The 18233-nt window shown below is 42.9% G+C and carries 17 protein-coding genes; 6 read left to right on the top strand and 11 right to left on the bottom strand.

The window, feature by feature from the left end:
- Positions 1-26: 26 nt before the first annotated feature.
- The 8 genes from yidC to trpS form a co-directional block, all read right to left on the bottom strand.
- A complete protein-coding gene (gene yidC, locus ACFFGT_RS24585; RefSeq protein ID WP_377025166.1) occupies positions 27-1874 on the bottom strand; it encodes a membrane protein insertase YidC in 1848 nt (615 codons plus the stop codon).
- Between the two features lie 22 nt (positions 1875-1896).
- Positions 1897-3507, bottom strand: coding sequence for a CTP synthase (gene pyrG / locus ACFFGT_RS24580; RefSeq protein WP_377025165.1), 1611 nt, complete (start codon positions 3505-3507; stop codon positions 1897-1899).
- Between the two features lie 200 nt (positions 3508-3707).
- Positions 3708-5240 (bottom strand): ATP-binding protein, encoded by a 1533-nt coding sequence (locus ACFFGT_RS24575; protein WP_377025164.1) that lies wholly within the window; start codon positions 5238-5240, stop codon positions 3708-3710.
- A 3-nt stretch (positions 5241-5243) separates the two neighbouring features.
- On the bottom strand, positions 5244-6380 hold the full coding sequence (locus tag ACFFGT_RS24570; RefSeq protein ID WP_377025163.1) for an FIST signal transduction protein: 1137 nt from the start codon (positions 6378-6380) through the stop codon (positions 5244-5246).
- 262 nt (positions 6381-6642) lie between these two features.
- Complete coding sequence (gene kdsB, locus ACFFGT_RS24565; RefSeq protein ID WP_377025162.1) at positions 6643-7377, bottom strand: 3-deoxy-manno-octulosonate cytidylyltransferase; 735 nt, start codon at positions 7375-7377, stop codon at positions 6643-6645.
- Positions 7374-8108, bottom strand: a complete 735-nt coding sequence (locus ACFFGT_RS24560) for a hypothetical protein (RefSeq protein ID WP_377025161.1) — start codon at positions 8106-8108, stop codon at positions 7374-7376. Before ACFFGT_RS24560 ends, kdsB begins: the two co-directional genes overlap by 4 nt.
- A 10-nt stretch (positions 8109-8118) precedes the next feature.
- Positions 8119-8733: a deoxynucleoside kinase gene (locus tag ACFFGT_RS24555; protein WP_377025160.1), complete on the bottom strand. Its 615-nt coding sequence runs from the start codon at positions 8731-8733 to the stop codon at positions 8119-8121.
- 109 nt (positions 8734-8842) lie between these two features.
- Positions 8843-9838: a tryptophan--tRNA ligase gene (gene trpS, locus ACFFGT_RS24550; RefSeq protein WP_377025159.1), complete on the bottom strand. Its 996-nt coding sequence runs from the start codon at positions 9836-9838 to the stop codon at positions 8843-8845.
- Between the two features lie 37 nt (positions 9839-9875).
- On the opposite strand from trpS, the gene ACFFGT_RS24545 reads away from it, so the two are divergent.
- The 5 genes from ACFFGT_RS24545 (at position 9876) to ACFFGT_RS24525 (ending at position 14532) form a co-directional block, all read left to right on the top strand.
- Positions 9876-10631, top strand: a complete 756-nt coding sequence (locus ACFFGT_RS24545; protein WP_377025158.1) for a lysophospholipid acyltransferase family protein — start codon at positions 9876-9878, stop codon at positions 10629-10631.
- A gap of 136 nt (positions 10632-10767) precedes the next feature.
- On the top strand, positions 10768-11058 hold the full coding sequence (gene gatC, locus ACFFGT_RS24540) for an Asp-tRNA(Asn)/Glu-tRNA(Gln) amidotransferase subunit GatC (protein WP_377025157.1): 291 nt from the start codon (positions 10768-10770) through the stop codon (positions 11056-11058).
- A gap of 137 nt (positions 11059-11195) precedes the next feature.
- The gene (locus ACFFGT_RS24535) at positions 11196-11936 is read left to right on the top strand and encodes an ABC transporter ATP-binding protein (protein ID WP_377025156.1); all 741 of its coding nucleotides are present in this window, start codon (positions 11196-11198) and stop codon (positions 11934-11936) included.
- A gap of 70 nt (positions 11937-12006) precedes the next feature.
- Positions 12007-12822 carry a helix-turn-helix domain-containing protein gene (locus tag ACFFGT_RS24530; protein WP_377025155.1) on the top strand — a complete coding sequence of 272 codons (816 nt, stop codon included), beginning with the start codon at positions 12007-12009 and terminating at the stop codon, positions 12820-12822.
- A gap of 60 nt (positions 12823-12882) precedes the next feature.
- Positions 12883-14532: a serine hydrolase domain-containing protein gene (locus tag ACFFGT_RS24525; RefSeq protein ID WP_377025154.1), complete on the top strand. Its 1650-nt coding sequence runs from the start codon at positions 12883-12885 to the stop codon at positions 14530-14532.
- A 288-nt stretch (positions 14533-14820) separates the two neighbouring features.
- Here ACFFGT_RS24525 and ACFFGT_RS24520 read toward each other — a convergent pair whose 3' ends face one another.
- Both ACFFGT_RS24520 and ACFFGT_RS24515 read right to left on the bottom strand, forming a co-directional pair.
- Complete coding sequence (locus ACFFGT_RS24520; RefSeq protein WP_377025153.1) at positions 14821-15855, bottom strand: cyanophycinase; 1035 nt, start codon at positions 15853-15855, stop codon at positions 14821-14823.
- A gap of 4 nt (positions 15856-15859) precedes the next feature.
- Positions 15860-16267 (bottom strand): hypothetical protein, encoded by a 408-nt coding sequence (locus ACFFGT_RS24515; protein ID WP_377025152.1) that lies wholly within the window; start codon positions 16265-16267, stop codon positions 15860-15862.
- Positions 16268-16351: 84 nt separating this feature from the next.
- Here ACFFGT_RS24515 and ACFFGT_RS24510 point away from each other — a divergent pair, with 84 nt between their 5' ends.
- Positions 16352-17557: a sensor histidine kinase gene (locus ACFFGT_RS24510; RefSeq protein WP_377025151.1), complete on the top strand. Its 1206-nt coding sequence runs from the start codon at positions 16352-16354 to the stop codon at positions 17555-17557.
- Here ACFFGT_RS24510 and ACFFGT_RS24505 read toward each other — a convergent pair.
- On the bottom strand, positions 17554-18174 hold the full coding sequence (locus tag ACFFGT_RS24505; RefSeq protein ID WP_377025150.1) for a hypothetical protein: 621 nt from the start codon (positions 18172-18174) through the stop codon (positions 17554-17556). The genes ACFFGT_RS24510 and ACFFGT_RS24505 overlap by 4 nt on opposite strands.
- Between the last annotated feature and the right edge of the window lie 59 nt (positions 18175-18233).

The following is an 18233-nucleotide window of genomic DNA, read 5'->3' as shown; positions in this document are numbered from 1 at the left end:
TATTTTTCTGACTTTCCGACTAAAAATTACGGCTTCTTCTTAGCCTGAAGCTGTTGTTGCTGGCGCATCATTTCTTCCATGCGGGCACCAAAGCCTGCTTTTTTCTTCTTGCTGGTATCTTCAGGTTTCTTTTTATTCTCCTGAATTTGCGCATGGATCTTTTTATCATCAACCATGAACTTGATCAGGTATTGCTGTAAAAAGGTAAACATGTTGGCCAAAAAGTAATAATAGTTAAGACCCGCAGGGTAGCTGTTCAGTGTGAAAAGGAACACAACAGGTGTGATGTAGCCTATGTATTTCATTTGACCTGTAGCACCCGAAATCTGGTTGTTGAAATAAGTGTAGATCAGCGTTGAAATAGTCATCAGCAAACACATTAAACTAATGTGGTTAACACCGCCAAGGAAAGCTATAGGAGCAAATTTGATAACCGAATCATAAGTTGAAAGGTCATGCATCCAAAGGAAGCTTTCGCCCCTTAACTCAAATAAGCTCGGGAAAAAGCGGAAGAATGCAATTACTATCGGCATCTGGATTACCAATGGCAAACAACCGCCTAACGGGTTAACGCCGGCTTTTTTGTATAGTTTCAGGTATTCCTGTTGTAACAGGGTAGGGTTATCTTCGCCAACTTTGGTTTTTATCTCATCCATTTCGGGCTTCAGTACGCGCATTTTAGCCATTGAAAGGTATGATTTGTAGGTAAGCGGCGATAATACCAGCTTAAGCAATACAGTTAACACCAGGATGATCAGGCCGTAATTCCAGTTAAATTTGTTAAGGAAGTTAAATACAGGTAATACCGCGAAACGGTTGATGTATTTTAACGGTCCCCAACCAAGGTTAACCAGTTTATCAAGGTCATGCCCCTGATCTTTAAGCGTGTTAAAACGGTTAGGCCCAAAGTAAAACTCTAACGGTAAAGAACCATCTGCACCGCGGGTAAGCGACAGATCGGCTTTCATTTGTTTTACATCGGTAGTATCGTTAACATCGGTAGCAACAGCAACATCTGTTTTAGCGATGCCGCCTTTAGCTATCAGCACATTTGAAAAGAAGTGCTGCTTGAAAGCAACCCATGCCATTTTTTTATCACTTATGGCTTTTTGATCATCTTTAGTTTCGCTCAGGTAATCAACATCGCCATCGGTGTTGTAATAATATACCGTTGAATACTGGCGCTCCTGTTTAATGTCTTTTTCCTGTTTGTGCAGCGTAGTAGCCCAGTTAAGGTTAAAGGCGCTGCTATTAGCAATAACGCCATCAAGGCCGGTAGGCTTAATAGTTAACCCAAGTTTGAAGCCGTCGCCTTTTAAGGTGTAAACGTAATCAATATACTGGGTAGGGCTATAGCTCAAACGCATGGTAACCGAACCAGAATCTTTTTCGGCTACAGTGAGGTTTTTTGCGCTTGGTGTAAAATAGTAATTGTTGGTGTTGATATTGGCAACTCCGGCAGCAAACTTCAAACCAAATTGGTTGTTATCGCCGCTGAAAAGCACTAAAGGCTGTTTATCAAAAGTTTTGTAGTTCTTTAATTCAACCGAAGCTACTTTACCGCCCTGAGTGCTTAATTTAACAAGCAACTCCTTGTTTTCGATAGTAATAAACTCTTCTTTACCAACAGATGCGGCGCCAAAAGGCATTTTTAACAAGGCCGAATCAACTTTTGCTACTGTTTTGGCAGTATCAAGCTTTGCCGTTGTTTTGGCGGCAGCGGCAGTTGCAGACATGCCTGCTTTTTTCAGCGAGTCCTGGTGCTGTACTTCGCGCTCTTTTTTAAGGTCGGCTTCCGATGGCCTTAAAAAGTAAATCGAACCGGCAATGATCGCCATGATCAGGAATAATCCTGTAAACGTATTTTTATCCATTATCTAATTATCGTACAATTACTTATTTTTTGCGGGCATATGCCAGCGAAGCGGCGACAAAGTTAATAAAAAGTGGGTGCGGATTAGCAACTGTTGATTTTAATTCGGGGTGAAATTGTGAACCAACAAAAAATGGGTGGTTTTTTAGCTCAACAATCTCCACCAGGCCATTGTCAGGATTGATGCCGGATGGGGTAAGGCCTGCGGCCTCGTATTGTTTAAGATAGTCGTTATTAAACTCATAACGGTGGCGGTGCCTTTCAGAAATATGCGTTTTTCCGTAAATCATGGCTGCTTTTGATCCTTTTTTAATATCGCAAGGATAAGCACCTAAACGCATGGTACCGCCTTTGTTGGTGATGTTTTTCTGATCTTCCATCATGCCGATAACCGGGTAGGCGGTTTCAGGGTTCATTTCGGTGCTGTTGGCATTTTCAAGCCCTAAAACGTTGCGGCCAAACTCAACTACAGCACACTGCATACCTAAACAGATACCAAAGAAAGGGATATTGTTTTCGCGTACATGGCGGATAGCCTGGATCTTACCTTCAAAACCACGCTCGCCAAAACCAGGGGCAACCAGTACACCATGCATGCCTTTTAGTTTTTCAACAGCGTTTTCAGGTGTTAACTGCTCTGAAGGGATATATTCAATCCGTACTTTACACTCTTGTTTGGCACCGGCATGTATAAAAGCTTCGGTGATTGATTTGTAAGCATCCGGCAGCTCCACATATTTACCAACCAGTGCAATGCGTACATCGGCAGTTGGGTTTTTGAGGCGGCCAAGAAATTCTTTCCAGTTTTCGAGGCTTGGCTCGTTTTTATGCGGAAGCTTTAATTTGGTAAGTACCGTTTTGTCAAGCTGTTCTTTAAGCATTAACAAAGGCACATCATAAATACTTGGTGCATCAATTGATTCAATAACCGCGTTGATGTTCACATTACAAAACAGCGCTATTTTTTTACGGATATCGTTATTAAGGTGATGTTCGGTACGGCAAACCAGAATATCGGGCTGAATCCCGTATTCCAATAGCATTTTTACCGAGTGTTGTGTTGGTTTGGTTTTCAGTTCGCCTGCTGCTGCAAGGAAAGGTACCAGCGTAAGGTGGATAACCAGTGAGTTGCCCGAGCCGGTTTCCCAGCGAAACTGCCTTACAGCTTCAATATATGGTAGCGACTCAATATCGCCTACAGTACCGCCTAATTCGGTAATAACAATATCATAATCGCCGCTTTCGCCAAGTATGCGGAAGTTTCTTTTTATTTCATCGGTAATGTGGGGCACTACCTGTACAGTTTTTCCTAAAAAAGCTCCTTCGCGTTCTTTATTGATTACATTTTGGTAGATCCGGCCGGTGGTGATGTTGTTGGCTTTTGAGGTTGGTGTATTCAAAAAACGCTCATAATGACCAAGGTCAAGATCGGTTTCGGCACCATCTTCGGTAACGTAGCACTCGCCGTGCTCGTAAGGGTTAAGCGTTCCCGGATCGATATTGATATAGGGGTCGAACTTTTGGATAGTTACGCGATAACCGCGCGATTGAAGGAGTTTAGCTAAAGAAGCAGATATTATACCTTTTCCTAACGATGAGGTAACACCGCCCGTAACAAAAATATATTTAGTCATGATTTTTTTTGAAAATGACCGGGCTTTTATACCGCGACCAATTGTTTCTGTACGGGATACAAAAGTAAGAAAATTTTTCAGGCTTTGGCGTATCTGTTTTTCAAAAAAGGGAACTGTTAATATGTTTTGTTTGTAAGTTGTTTGTATAGAGTGATTTGTAAATCATTAGTTAGATAATGCCGATAGAGTATAGGAAGGTTTTAAACACTTTCCTTTTGCCTGCTGTACAGATCAATTTTACGGTGCAGCTCATTGGGGTTAAAAGGCTTGCTCACATAATCATTCATACCAACGGTGAATGCCATATCCTGGATATCAAGCATGGCCGATGCTGTAAGGGCTATGATGGGCAGGTTTTTGTACTTATCACCCGGTAGTTCACGGATGGCGCGGGTGGTTTGATAGCCATCCATTTCGGGCATTTGCAAGTCCATCAAAATCATATCGTAGTCGTGGGTTTTTACCAGCATTAAGGCTATTTCACCATTTTCAGCAACATCACATTCAACTTCCCATTGTTTCATGAATTGTTTTGCCAGTATCACGTTGATCTGGTTATCCTCTGCAATTAACAGCCTTGTGCCTTTGAGGCTTTTTAAACGATAAAATTCGTCGCTATCTGCTGTGCTGGTCAATTTTTTTCTGCTGTTTTTAAAGGTAAGGCTGAAGTTAAATACCGAGCCTTTGCCGTATTCGCTTTCAACAGCGATATCGCTGCCAAGCAGTTGCAGCAGGCGTTTGGTAATGGTTAAGCCCAAACCTGTGCCGCCGTATTTACGGGTGGTATCTGAACTTGCCTGGCTAAAGCTTTCAAAAATGTGTTCAATTTTATCGGGTGTTATACCAATACCGGTATCGGCAATTTCAAATTCAATGGTTGATGAATCAGCTGTGCTGCTTGTTAACGATGCACTCACCGTTACCTTACCCTTATGCGTAAATTTAACGGCATTGCTCATCAGGTTTGTAAGGATCTGACCTAAGCGCACCGGGTCGCCAATAATGGCGTTGGGCAGGTCCTGGTCCATCATTAGTTTTATCAGGATGTTTTTTTCGTTTGCCTTTTGCAGCAGGGCAAGACGGATGTTTTTGATCAGATCGGTAAGACTAAAGTCGACGCTTTCAAACTCAACCCTGCCGGCTTCTATCTTGCTGAAATCCAATATATCATTGATAAGTACCAGCAGGTTTTCGGCTGAAAATTTGAGGAAGTTTAAAAATTCCTTTTGCTCGGGCTTTGGGTCCTGGTGGATGAGCAGGTGCGTGAAACCGATAACTGCGTTCATCGGTGTACGAATTTCATGGCTCATGATACTCAGGAACTGTGCCTTGGCCATAGCCGCTTTTTCGGCAAGCTCTTTTGATTGGATCAGGGCAACTTCCAGCTCTTTGGCTTTGGCTATCCGCTCATGCAAAAAGCTGATGATATGGATCAGGTCATTGTCCGAGTCGGAGATGTTTAATTCTGCATCGGGATTCAGCGCCTTTATGGCTTCCTTTAGCTGAGAGATGGAGCGCTGTTTGATCTCGTTTTGTAATCTCAGGTTATCGGTAACGGCTACGTATTCACGCTCGCTCACATTAAAAGCATGATCTGCCAGCTTTATAGATTTATCAAAGTTTTTAAAACTGTTGTTTATAGCACCTAAAAACTGCAAAATAGTTTCATCCTCCAGGTATTGCGCCGGGAGCATCTTTTTTACTTGCTTATCTAATAAATGATGGTACTCCATAAATTAGCGTTCGGTAAAGGTGGTAATGGTCATGGTTTGGTTATGCAGCTCGCAATTCGACCCTTTATTCAGGGGCGACAACTCTCCATAAGAGTAAAAGCCCGCCATAGATGTTTTATCGCCGAAAATATTTTTGGCTGCCATTAACTCTTCATCAGTGCGCTCATTAAGCACCAGTTTGCGGCCAACACAACTCACTAATATAGCGAGGTCTGCTTGTTGGGGGCTGGTTATTGAATCGGTTGCGGCGGATGAAGAGGCATTGATCAGTTTTTCAAAATTGGCCTTCATTAAGCGTACTTTGCTGCCTTCGGGCAAATTGCCGGCAAAGGTCATTGATTTTTCATCCTCGTTAACGCTTAATATAGTTCGTACCAGTTTTTTGTCCGAACCTTCAATACTTAATGACAGCGGGAACAGCAGGGCCGAGCCGGGCAACTCCTTGGCGTACTCCCCTAAATATTCTTTGTAAAGATCAAGCGCACTTTTTTCGTCTATCTCAAAAAGTACGTTTTTATCCGATCTGGTAATGGTTCGCTGCGGCCCAAATTCTTCCCAGCCCCCGCTTGAGCCATGGTTGATATGCAGGTTATCGCCATAAAAACCAATAGCTATTACATGCCCTTGTGCGGGGACAGCATTAAGACTGGTAAATGTGCTGCTAAACCGCGCTGCATCGCCGGCTAAACCGCCGGTTATGGGAACCTTACCGGGATTATCGCGGTTAAAGCCGTCAACCAGTTCGCTGCCGTTTATAAATGTGCCGTCGGATATGATGAATACACAGTTTAGGCCTTTTTTATCCAGTTGAGCCATCAGGAAAGCACCTGTTTCGGCACTATTTGCCTGTTTGTTTACATGAGTAGCTGTGCAGGCGATGCTTGATTTCTCCAGTTCTACAGCGGTTACTACTATGCTATCGTCATACACGTCGCTGCCTATGATCTCTCCCGATGTAGAGGCAAACACAACATTGGCATTAGGATAGCCAGCTTTAAGATAATCGTAAATTTCGGGAGCGGTAATTAATTGAGGTGCGCCAAAAGCAAGTACGAGCTGACATTTTTCGGCACTAAATTCCGGATCGGCAAAATAATTTACCCAGCCATTGTTTACAAAATGATGCTGCCTTATCCTCATGATGATTTTTAGGTTAGTAACATGCCCTACTATACGTGAAGTTAATAAATCACAAAGCAATAATTGGTTAAAATACGAAAGTATTAAACGGTTTGTTGTTAATGTAAATAAAGTTAATTTTTAATAGTAGAGCTATGTTTCAATAGTTTAAATAGCCTTTAATATGGCGTATCCTTTTTTATACGGATAAAAGAAAACAAGGTTATCAGCAGGGGAAGCGGTGCTTTATAATTGAAGGGTATTGCTGCTAAATCCGTAAAAACTATATATCAAACTTCAATTTCTCCAGATCCTCAGGCACATCAACAGCATGGGTTTCCAGTTCGGTTTCGGCTACTTTGATGCGGTAGCCGTTATCAATCCAGCGTAGCTGCTCCAGGCTTTCGGCTTTTTCAAGCGGGGATACAGGGAGTTTGGTAACTTCCTGCAAAATGTCTGCCCTATAACCGTAGATGCCAATGTGTTTAAAAAAGGTATGAAATTCGAGCCAGTTTTCGGGCTCCTGGCCGCGGATGTGGGGCAGGGTAGCGCGGGAGAAATAAATAGCCTCCGATAGTTTATTGATCACCACCTTGGGCGAATTGGTATTATGCAGTTCCTGTTCGGTCAGGATCCTTTTTACAAGTGTGGCCAGCTGGGTACCGGGATCATTAAAACAGTTGGCTAATTTGGTAATTTGCTCAGGGTCAATAAAAGGCTCATCGCCCTGGATATTGATGATCACATCATAGCCGGGATGCAGGCGGGCTACTTCGGCACAGCGGTCGGTACCGCTTTGGTGGTTTGAGCCGGTCATCACCGCAACACCGCCAAAAGCGGTTACATGGTTAAAAATACGTTCGTCATCAGTAGCTACGATAACTTCGCTCAGGCTCCGGCATTTTTTAGCCTGCCCGTATACACGCTCGATCATGGTTTTGCCGCCGATATCAACCAATGGTTTACCGGGAAAACGTGACGATGCGTAACGGGCGGGTATGATGCCTAAGATTTTCATTTGGTTTTTATTACGATAGTTTTAAAGGCTTGCAGGGCTAAATCCTGATCCCGCTTTGACAAATTGTAACCTGCCAGGTTAAAGGTAAGATTTGATGAGCGCCCGCGGAAATAAATTCCTGTCATGCCGTGCCCTGCTGCTTTAGGCCAAATGGTTTTAATAACGTAGTTATCTGTGCTATCAATCTTAATATGATGCATTTTGATTTCCAGGGGGATTTCAATAGGGACGTAAATGGTGCTGTCTTTATAGGTGAGATCGGCAACGTAATCAGCCCTGGGGAATTTTGTTTTTTGGTTTTGTGTAGGAAGATGGATTACTGTTTTTGTTTTATAATCAGGATCGGCCTCAACGTGAACTTTTGTAGAATCGGTAGTGCCGAGTTCTTTCATTTGCCTTTCCCTTTCGGGTTTTACATTAAAATCGGCGGTATAGGTAACGCCAACTTTATAAAAATAAGGTCCGCGTTTCCATTCATTTTTTTTCAAATAATCTTGTTCGGTTGGGATCAAACTGTTGGCATAGCCATTGGAGCTAAAATCAAAACTAAGTGTATCCTTAGTGCTTTTTAACATCCCAACAAAAGAGTCAATACCTTGTTGCTTTATATACTTCCAATTGGAAGGAACAGATATTTTAAATGCACCAAGGTCAAGCACTTTCCAGCCATCAATTATTGAGGTGCATCCCAATAAAATAGGAATTAATAAAAGTGCGGAAACCTTTTTCAAGTTAAAAATTTTAAAACAACCCGTTAATTTCCCGTTCAATAAGGTTAACAATAGTGGCCATATCCTCGGTATTGTTGGCAAAATCAAGGTTATCCTTATCAAGGATCAGCAGTTTGCCAAGCTTATAGTTGTTGATCCATTTATCATACTTTTCGTTCAGTTTGGAAAGGTAATCTAAACGGATGCCTATTTCATACTCACGGCCGCGGCGCTGGATATTGCTTACCAGGGTAGGCACGGATGCTTTGAGGTAAACCAGCAGATCGGGTGGTTTGATGAACTCGGTTATATTCTGAAAAATTGATTCGTAGTTTTCGTAATCGCGGGTGGTCATGAGGCCCATATCATGCAGGTTTTCAGCAAAGATATAGGCGTCTTCATAAATGGTACGGTCCTGTATAATGTTGTGCCCGCCTTTCTGAATGTCGATGATCTGGCGGTAACGGCTGTTCAGAAAGTAGATCTGCAGGTTAAAGCTCCAGCGTTTCATATCACTGTAAAAATCCTCTAAATAAGGGTTGTTATCTACAGCTTCATACAATGGGTCCCACCCGTAATTTTTGGCCAGCATCTCGGTGAGGGTAGTTTTTCCGGCGCCTATATTTCCTACAATAGCTAAATGCATGCGTTGTTGTTAAATTATCTGAATCAGAATTTTCCTAATTTACAGAATTAACAGAATTAAAAAAGTCTCCGGTTAAATTCTGATAATTCTTAAATCCTGAAAATTCTGATCAAAATTTCCTGAAGCCGATGATCTCTCTAACTTCTCTTATTGTTCTTGATGCGCTTTCGCGGGCTTTTTCGGCGCCCATTTCGGCTACTTTGCGCAGGTAATCGGCATCGTTGGCAATGGCGTTGATCCTGTCGCGGATAGGGGCGGTTGCCAGCACCATATCTTCGGCAAGCTGCTTTTTCAAATCTCCGTAACGGATAGCCATTTTGTTATATAGCCCGTCAAAGTGGGCAAGGGTATCAGGTGTTGATACAACTTTCATCAAATCAAACAGATTTTGGATCTCCTGTGGTTTTTGCTGATTTTCAACAGTTGGGCCGCCGTCGGTTACCGCACGCATTACCTTTTTGCGGATAGCCTCCGGGGTATCGCCCAAAAATATAGCATTGCCTTCGCCTTCTGATTTGCCCATTTTCCCCTTGCCGTCCAACCCGGGAATTTTTACCAAACTTTCACCAAAGCTAAAGGCAAAAGGCTCGGGGAAATAATCATGGTTGTATAGCCTGTTAAATCGGTTGCCAAAAGTGCGGGCCATTTCAAGGTGCTGCTCCTGGTCTTTACCAACAGGTACTTTGGTGGCTTTGTGGATAATAATATCTGCCGCCATTAATACAGGGTAGGTAAGCAGGCCTGCATTCACGTTTTCGGGATTGGCACGTACTTTATCCTTAAATGAGGTTGCACGTTCCAACTCACCTAAATAGGCATTCATGTTCAGGTACAGGTACAATTCGGTAACCTCGGGTACATCCGATTGTACATATATAGTAGCCTTTTCAGGGTCGATGCCCGCGGCTAAATATTCTATCAGTACCTGTTTTACATTGCCATGTAAATTGGCAGGTGTGGGGTGTGTAGTTAACGAGTGGAGGTCGGCAATAAAGAAAAAGCAGTTGTATTCATGCTGCATCTTTATAAAGTTTTGCAAGGCTCCGTAATAATTTCCTAAGTGTAAGTTTCCGGTTGACCGGATACCACTAACAACAGTTTCCATAGTGTGGCGAAAGTAAGGAATTTTTCTATTTTTGGTGATGATGAAAATGATATTGAGAAAAGTGCATATCTGTTTTTACGTAGTGAGTGTGGCACTGAGCTACTTTTTATTATGGCCTTTTTTCTATTATTTTTCCCGCAAACCCGAACGTTTCAGGGCGCTGAATGGCGTTAGAAGGTTCTGGGCTATAATGAGTTCGGCTTTCGCCGGCATCTTTTATAAGTTCGAGTATGAGCAGGCTATCGATTGGGGTAAAACTTATATCATTTGCCCTAATCACACTTCAAATCTTGACATTTCGGCTATGTGTATATTGGTAAACAGCAATTGCAGTTTTATGGGTAAACAGGAGCTGGAAGATGGCCTGGTGACCGGTCTTTTTTTCCGTACGGTTGATATCCCTGTTAACCGCGACAGTAAAATGTCGTCGTTCCGGGCGTTTAAAAAAGCATCAGATCGCCTGCAGAATGGCGTATCAATGATCATATTTCCGGAGGGTGGTATTTCGGATACCTATCCGCCGCAGCTTGGCCCGTTTAAAAATGGGCCTTTCCGCCTGGCTATTGATTTGAAAATACCTGTTATCCCGGTATCATCGGCTAACGCCTGGCAAATACTTTGGGATACAGGTACCAAACACGGCAGCAGACCGGGTCTGTGTAAATTTAAGGTGCACAAACCTGTTGAAACTGCCCATCTGACCATTGATGACGCGGATGCTTTACGCGATGAAGTATTTGAAATTATGAGCCGGGATTTAAAGCCAGGGGGCGCTGTTTCTACTTTCGCTTAGTCAATTATATAACAGCCGACCGGGAATTTGTAATATATTTGTACATAAACCCATTGAAACGGCCCATTTAACTGTAGATGATGCCGACGCTTTACGCGATGAGGTTCACGCTATTATAAAACAAAAAACAACAGGCATGACCATTGATAAAGAAACCGTTGAAAAAGTAGCCCACCTGGCCCGCCTTGAACTTACCGAAACCGAAGTACAGGATAACATGAAGGATATGAGCAAGATCCTTGATTTTATGGCCAAACTTAACGAGGTGGATACCACAGGTGTTGAACCGCTGATATACATGACCACCGGCGCCAATGTGCTTCGTGAGGATGTGGTTAAACAACAGATTACGCACGAGGAAGCTTTGGAAAATGCCCCTAAACATGATGATAACTACTTTTTAGTAGCCAAGGTGATTGAGAAGTAGGTTCAAAGTCTGTAGTTCGAAGTCAGAAGTTTTAAGTATCGGCGACGGAAAAACGACTTGAGACTAAAAACTTAAGACTTTCGACTTTAACACTGTAACATTCCGCACCCTTGTGCAGTCCAAACAAAAAATAATTCATGGAGCCAATAAATACTGCCAAGCCGTTAATAACTATAAAAGATATCGGGCGTAAATATGTGATAGGTACCGAGGTGATCCACGCACTTAAATCTGTTTCGCTTTCCATTAACAAAGGCGAGTTTGTTGCTTTAATGGGCCCTTCAGGTTCGGGCAAGTCAACCCTCATGAATATTTTAGGCTGTTTGGATACACCAACCAAAGGGCAATACATCCTTAACGGGATAGATGTAAGCCATATGACCGATAGCGAGCTTGCCGAAGTGCGTAACTCGGAAATTGGTTTCGTATTCCAAACGTTTAACCTGTTACCGCGTAGTACCGCATTAGATAATGTGGCGCTACCGCTGATCTATGCCGGTATTAATAAAGAGAAACGCATGGAACGTGCCGGTAACGCACTCAAAAACGTAGGGCTTGGCCACCGTATGGATCACAAACCTAATGAACTTTCGGGCGGACAGCGTCAGCGTGTTGCCGTAGCAAGGGCGCTTATCAATGATCCATCCATTATACTGGCCGATGAGCCTACCGGTAACCTCGATACTAAAACCTCTATCGAGATCATGGGCCTTATTGAAGATATCCACGCAAAAGGTAATACCATTATCCTGGTAACACACGAAGAGGATATTGCCCTGCATGCCCACCGCATAGTGCGCATGCGCGATGGCCTGATAGAGAACGATTACGTTAATCCGAACGTTCAAACTGTTGACCGCAAGGTAGAGGAGGTGTAGGCCGCCCCCGGCCCCCTGAAGGGGGAGTGTATAGTTTTAGTATTGTATAATAATGTAATGATCTATCTCCGTGAAACATTTACAAACAGGCAGCTTTTACGGACAAACCAATCAAACAACTCATTTACAGGGAATCACTATAACTGATACCGAATACACCCTTGATAAGGTAGACTGGCATTACCATGAAAATGCCTACTTCACTTTTATATTGGCAGGTAATGTTATTGAGGGCAATAAAAAGGAAGTTTATCATTGCCCGGCGGGCAGCTTGTTGTTTCACAACTGGCACGATCCTCATTATAACATTAAGCCCAAAGGTTTCACCCGCGGCTTTCATATCGAATTGCAAAAGCATTGGTTTGATGACCTGAAACTAAAACAGGATAAACTGGAGGGCAGCTTTGCCGTTGATGACCCTGATGTGAAGTTTCTTTTATACCGGATCTTTAAAGAATCGAAGGTTAATGATGAACTGACCGCAATAGCTGTAGAATCGTTATTACTGCAAACTCTCAATAAGATGCAGTTAAATAACGTTGTTATGGCACGGCAGGCGCCCGCATGGGCCGGGCATTTAAAAGAATTGCTGGCCGATGATCCTGCCCGGAAGCATACGCTTACCGAACTTTCGGGGCTATTACAGCTCCACCCGGTTCATTTGTCCCGTGATTTTTCGAAGTATTTTAATTGTACAATGGGCGAATATATCCGCAAGCTCAGGGTTGAAAAGTCGTTTGCTTTACTGGCCGATGATGGATTGTCCTTAACAGATATCGCCTTTACCTGCGGATTTGCCGATCAAAGTCATTTTCTGCGCTGCTTCAGGCAATTTGGCGGCAGTAATCCATCGGCATACCGTAAGCTTTTATTGAGGGCATGTTAATCCTGTTCTATTTTGAATGTATTAATTGAGGCAGTTTTGTAATTATCTAAACAAACAAAAATGAAACGTTATTTATTGATACTCTCCATAATAATTGCCGTTGCCAGTAAAACATACGCGCAAACAGGTAATATCACCGAACCTGAAGCCATTACATCGGCCTTTCAAAAAAACAATATTGGCAAAGTTGTTTTTGAGGCTGATACCATTCCTCTTGACAGACTGAAACAAACCGATCTGGTAACCGGTTACGAGGCTAAACCTGCTAATAATTTGTACATGCGGCTTTTACTGGGCAATTCCTTAACCAATTATCAGCATAGCTTACAGCCATCATTAAACGTTGAGCAACTGAACCAGGGCAATTTTCAGTTTACTTTTTATGTAGATGGCAAACAGGCATACCAGGAAAACCTGCATAAAGGGGCCAATTTGCCAGCCACAAAAAATACAAAGACCACCATATTTGTCCCGCTCATCAGTAACCGGGGCGAGGATTCATGGGGGCGTTCTCTGTGGGGCAGGTTCATGGCCCGTGGCGGGGAGGATGCGCTTACAACCGGTACTCACCAGTTGAAAATTGAAGTGCGGCCTTATGTTTCTATTCCCGATTTGAAGGTGGGTGAGCTGATAGCGCAGGGCGGGATCAGGTTTACCGTCCCGGCAATTGACCCAAAGGATGCCGAACTCCAGCCTATAAAAGCCGGCAGCGGCTGGCAGGTATCAAAAGAGGGGTTCGATACCAGGAAGATCATGGAGATGAATGCCCTTATTGCCGGTAACAGGTTTAAGCAGATCACCAGTATTGTGGTAATCAAAAACGGTAAGCTGCTTATTGAGGAGTATTTTAACGGCAGCGCCCGCGATTCATTACACAATCCCCGCTCAGTTGGTAAAACTTTTGCCTCGACTATGATGGGGATAGCTCTTCATGACGGGTATATCAAAAGCGTTAACCAAACCTTGAAGGAGTTTTATCACCTTAAAAAGTACGGTAATTATTCGCCCCAAAAAGAAAATGTAACGCTGAAAAGCCTGCTTACCATGAGCTCTGTTTTTGATGCTGATGACAACAAAAGCGATTCGCCGGGGAACGAGGAAAATATGTACCCCACAGATGATTGGGTTAAATTTACACTCGACCTAAAAACAGACAGCAATAAAGCCGCAGGCAAACAATGGAACTATTTTACAGCCGGCGTAGTGGTATTAGGTGATATCCTGAACAAATCGGTACCCAAGAGGCTTGATAAATATTCGGCCGAAAAGCTTTTTAAGCCATTAGGTATTAGTAATTATCGATGGCAATACACCCCGCAAAATGTACCTAATACCGCGGGCGGCCTGCAAATGCGTTCGCTTGATTATGCAAAATTCGGGCAGTTGTATAAAAATGGCGGCTCATGGAATGGTAAACAGGTGATTCCGCAAAGTTGGGTGAAAGAATCATTTACCAGGCACCTCACTTTGCCTAAAGATGTGGTTGGTGAAGGCTTTTATGGCTACCTGTTTTGGAACAAAACCTATACTGTAAACAACAAAGCTTACGAAACTTATTATTGCTCGGGTAATGGCGGCAATAAGATCTTTGTATTTACCGATCAGCCGCTGGTTGTTATTATTACCGCCGAGGCCTACAACACGCCTTACGCACATCCGCAGGTTGACAAAATGATGCAGGATTATATTTTACCAGCTGTGTTGAAATAGTTTTTGTAGAGTTAAAGTGTACACATCTTGTGAATGAATATTAATCAATAAAACCCATTGTCATTTCGACGAACCAGCCTGAGAACGTGTGGGCGGGGTAAGGAGAAATCTTCTGCATCCTGCTTTAACGGTGCGTGAGGCTCTGCAGGGCGTAGAAGATTTCTCTTTCGCCCCCACGCTTATCCTTTCCTTGCTCCATCGAAATGACATGGTTTTTAAAGTAAAAAACACGTACATTGAGAGCCACCCTGCGACAGACGCATGTGATGCGTCTCTACATTAAAAAAACTATTCTATCGCCTGCTGATTTAATTTGCCATTATCAACCCACCACCAGTACCATTTGCCGCCGGTGGCTTTTCCCTGTTTAAAATGGGCGATATCAAAGCTTCCGCTACCTTCGGGAGTTGCCTGGATTTCATAAACCTTGACGGCATGACCGTTCCTGCTCCAGGTTAATGGTTTACCGGGCTCACAGGTTTCGGGCGGCTTCTTATCATCGGTAAGCAGGAAATAGGCTTTGCTGGTGCCGATTATAGTTGCCTGCCCATTCTCATCCATGCAAACGGCGGTGCGTTCGTCGGCTGCTATGCCGTTGGCGTAAATGGTCCAGTTTTTAATGATGCGGCTTAAAAAGGTAACATGCCGTCCCTGCCTGCTGCGGGTAAGGTAATGCTGATCGGTAATTATAGTTTTGAGGTAGGGTGCTTGCAGGAAATCATTATTATAAATTTTCACCAAAGGATTGTATGGGTCATTGAGCGCCTCATCGGCTGTAATACTTCCATCCTCGCCGCTATAGTAAAATCCTCCTAAAATAGCGCAGCCGGCGCTGGTGCCGCCAACAGGAGCGTGCTTAATATTGAGCAGGTAATTAATAGCATCAAGCGTTTTTGTGCCGCGCCAGTATTTCATGTAGTTTGACTGATCGCCACCGGCAATAAACAGCATTTCGGCATTGCGGATGATGTTGGCAACCGTATCGTTATTCGCCAGCTCGCGCGAATCAATTTTGAGCGTTTCGACTGAGTTTACTTTTCCCAGTTCAAAAATGTAGGGATCATAAGCATCGGTGCCTGATGCACGGATCACCACCACATCTCCGCCGCCGCTGCGGTTGATCATCCATTTAAAAGCATTATCAACATCCTTGCCGCCGCCTATCATGGCTATGCCGCCTTTAACCGGGGTGTTTACATTAGCTGTATCGCCGATAATACCGATGGATGCCGGGCGATGGGGAATATGCTTATCGGTTTTATTTGGGGCAGAAGATATAAAGCCAACGACTATCAGGAATAAGAGTATTATTGTTGATCTCATGATTCTATTCAATTTTTAACCGAAATATCAAATCGTCCCGCCTGCAATCGAAATAATAAAAATCAAGATTTTTTAGATGGTAATATGCTTTCGTGGCAATAATATAATTCAAATAGACTTTTAATGGTTGAGGAGTGTTCACTGTACATATCGCGATCCGTTTTTTATCATTACTTAAAACATACAGCCCCCTGTTACCCTCATAGCATGGTGTGTCATTGCCATATTCAACAGTCAATATATCGATGTCTTTTATGCTTTGCTTTTTGATCACAATCGGCTTTTTGTCAAAAGCAGTATATTCAGCTATTATTTTATCGTTGTATTTCACATGCCAATAGTCAATAGTATCAATTTTGGGGTTGGCATGTAATTGGAGCAGAGATGTTAGTGTTAAAAATAATAAGGTCATTACAGCGTCTTTTAAAGTATTATTTAGGTACTGAACCGCGTTGCTAATTTAATATTACTTACATTAGCAATTCATTGATTTTTAATGATTAAACCTCCGATTCCGGAAAACGAAAATGAACGCCTTGAGGCCCTGATTTCATATAATATTCTGGATACTTTGCCCGAAAACGATTTTGAAGAAATAACCTTTATTGCCTCGGAGATCTGTCAAACACCTATTTCATTGATAAGCCTTATCGATAGAAACCGCCAATGGTTTAAATCCAACCGGGGGCTTAATGTTACTGAAACGTCACGTGACCTTGCTTTTTGCGCCCATGCTATACTTGAGCCTGAGGAAGTGCTGGTAGTAACCGATGCCTTAAGTGATGACCGTTTTGCTGATAACCCATTGGTACAGGGACAGCCCGATGTTGTTTTTTATACCGGTGTGCCGCTTGTAAACCCCGATGGATACGCCCTGGGCACCCTTTGCGTTATTGATAACAAGCCGAAAGAACTAACTGCAAACCAGATCATCGCACTCAAAGCATTAGCCAAACAGGTGGTGGCCCAACTGGAGTTGCGTAAAAAAGTAAAGGAATTGGATATAGTAGGCGCCGAATTGGTGAAATCAAACGAATACCTTGAACGTTTTGCAGTGATGGCTGCGCATGACATCCGTAACCCTTTAACCAGCATTTTGCTTGCCGGTCAAATCCTTAAAGACCGTTTTAAAGGGAATCCGGACGAAAAAGGTAATAAGTTTGTGGATATCATCAACCACTCGTCGCAAAGGTTGCTGGCAATGCTTGACAAAATGCTTGATTATTCCAAATCCAACAAGATCCTGTCGCAAAATAAGGAAGAGGCCGACATGCTTTATTTGCTGGAAGAAGCGATTAAATTGATTGAAATACCTGATTATTTCACTGTGAAATTACCTGTTTCAGCTCCAATTACAACATCGGTAGTAGCTTTTGAACAGGTGATTATTAACCTGCTTAGTAATGCCATTCGTTATAACAACAAGCCCAGGGGACTAATTAAAATTGAATACAGGGAGGATGACCAATTTTATATTTTTACCATTACCGATAACGGGATAGGCATATCGCAGGCACACTACGAAAAGATCTTTAATCCTATGTTCACGGTTGGGCATACCGATAGGTTTGACAAAAAAGGATCAGGCGTAGGCTTAAGTACGGTTAAAAACCTGGTAGAAGCATTGGGCGGTACTATAAGCGTAAATTCTGTTATTGACGAGTTTACTGCATTTACCTTTACACTAAAAAAAGAGCTTTAATCGCAGGTAGTACAAAGCCTCGAAACAAACTCTGCCAGGTGTAAAGCCTTTTCTACTGAAATTGCATGGTGATTACCGATAATGAGGGTGTGCTCAACAATCTCTATCACAAAATCATCCAGCCTGATATCCATTACTACGTTACGGAAATTACGGTCGGCCCCGGCAATTGCTTTTTGACGATCGCTTACCAGCATATAAAAGGTATCGCTGAAGGCTTTGTCTTCAGCAAAATCAAGCTCAACGGGGTGGATCAGCTCAATGATTTTATCAACAAGGGTTTCGCGCCTGATGAGTACCCGGCCAAAATCATGCTTTAAATAAGCCAGCGCCCAGGTTTGGTATTGTGTGCCGGTTGCAGCCTTGCCATGGTGACTTATGTGTTTAGGCTGGCACTCGGTAAACAGCACATAGCTGTCGTTATTTTTGTTTTTTATAGCGTATGATTGCTTAACGCTGATATCAAGATAGTCTTTGAAAATACTAAACTGCTCTAAATGAAAATCAATATGCCCGGTTTGTTCAACTCTGAATTTGTTTTTCAGGCTGCCCAGGATATCACCGAACTGATCGGTTGCCGGAGGGTATAAGCCGGCGTTTTCAATAGCGGATTCCAAATTTTAAAGTTTAGTGTTGTAAAATGTTAATACAATAATAACTTTTTTTGCTTTAAAAT

Origin of the sequence: Mucilaginibacter angelicae, from assembly GCF_042434235.1 — a bacterium.
Lineage (GTDB): Bacteria > Bacteroidota > Bacteroidia > Sphingobacteriales > Sphingobacteriaceae > Mucilaginibacter > Mucilaginibacter angelicae.
The sequence above is the reverse complement of the archived record's forward strand: the minus strand, read 5'-3'. Positions and strand labels throughout refer to the sequence as shown.

Excerpts from the sequence above, each read along its gene's own strand:
- yidC (WP_377025166.1), bottom strand. The coding sequence starts at position 1,874 with ATGGATAAAAATACGTTTACAGGATTATTCCTGATCATGGCGATCATT.
- pyrG (WP_377025165.1), bottom strand. The coding sequence starts at position 3,507 with ATGACTAAATATATTTTTGTTACGGGCGGTGTTACCTCATCGTTAGGA.
- ACFFGT_RS24575 (WP_377025164.1), bottom strand. The coding sequence starts at position 5,240 with ATGGAGTACCATCATTTATTAGATAAGCAAGTAAAAAAGATGCTCCCG.
- ACFFGT_RS24570 (WP_377025163.1), bottom strand. The coding sequence starts at position 6,380 with ATGAGGATAAGGCAGCATCATTTTGTAAACAATGGCTGGGTAAATTAT.
- kdsB (WP_377025162.1), bottom strand. The coding sequence starts at position 7,377 with ATGAAAATCTTAGGCATCATACCCGCCCGTTACGCATCGTCACGTTTT.
- ACFFGT_RS24555 (WP_377025160.1), bottom strand. The coding sequence starts at position 8,733 with ATGCATTTAGCTATTGTAGGAAATATAGGCGCCGGAAAAACTACCCTC.
- trpS (WP_377025159.1), bottom strand. The coding sequence starts at position 9,838 with ATGGAAACTGTTGTTAGTGGTATCCGGTCAACCGGAAACTTACACTTA.
- ACFFGT_RS24545 (WP_377025158.1), top strand. The coding sequence starts at position 9,876 with ATGATGAAAATGATATTGAGAAAAGTGCATATCTGTTTTTACGTAGTG.
- gatC (WP_377025157.1), top strand. The coding sequence starts at position 10,768 with ATGACCATTGATAAAGAAACCGTTGAAAAAGTAGCCCACCTGGCCCGC.
- ACFFGT_RS24535 (WP_377025156.1), top strand. The coding sequence starts at position 11,196 with ATGGAGCCAATAAATACTGCCAAGCCGTTAATAACTATAAAAGATATC.
- ACFFGT_RS24525 (WP_377025154.1), top strand. The coding sequence starts at position 12,883 with ATGAAACGTTATTTATTGATACTCTCCATAATAATTGCCGTTGCCAGT.
- ACFFGT_RS24520 (WP_377025153.1), bottom strand. The coding sequence starts at position 15,855 with ATGAGATCAACAATAATACTCTTATTCCTGATAGTCGTTGGCTTTATA.
- ACFFGT_RS24515 (WP_377025152.1), bottom strand. The coding sequence starts at position 16,267 with ATGACCTTATTATTTTTAACACTAACATCTCTGCTCCAATTACATGCC.
- ACFFGT_RS24510 (WP_377025151.1), top strand. The coding sequence starts at position 16,352 with ATGATTAAACCTCCGATTCCGGAAAACGAAAATGAACGCCTTGAGGCC.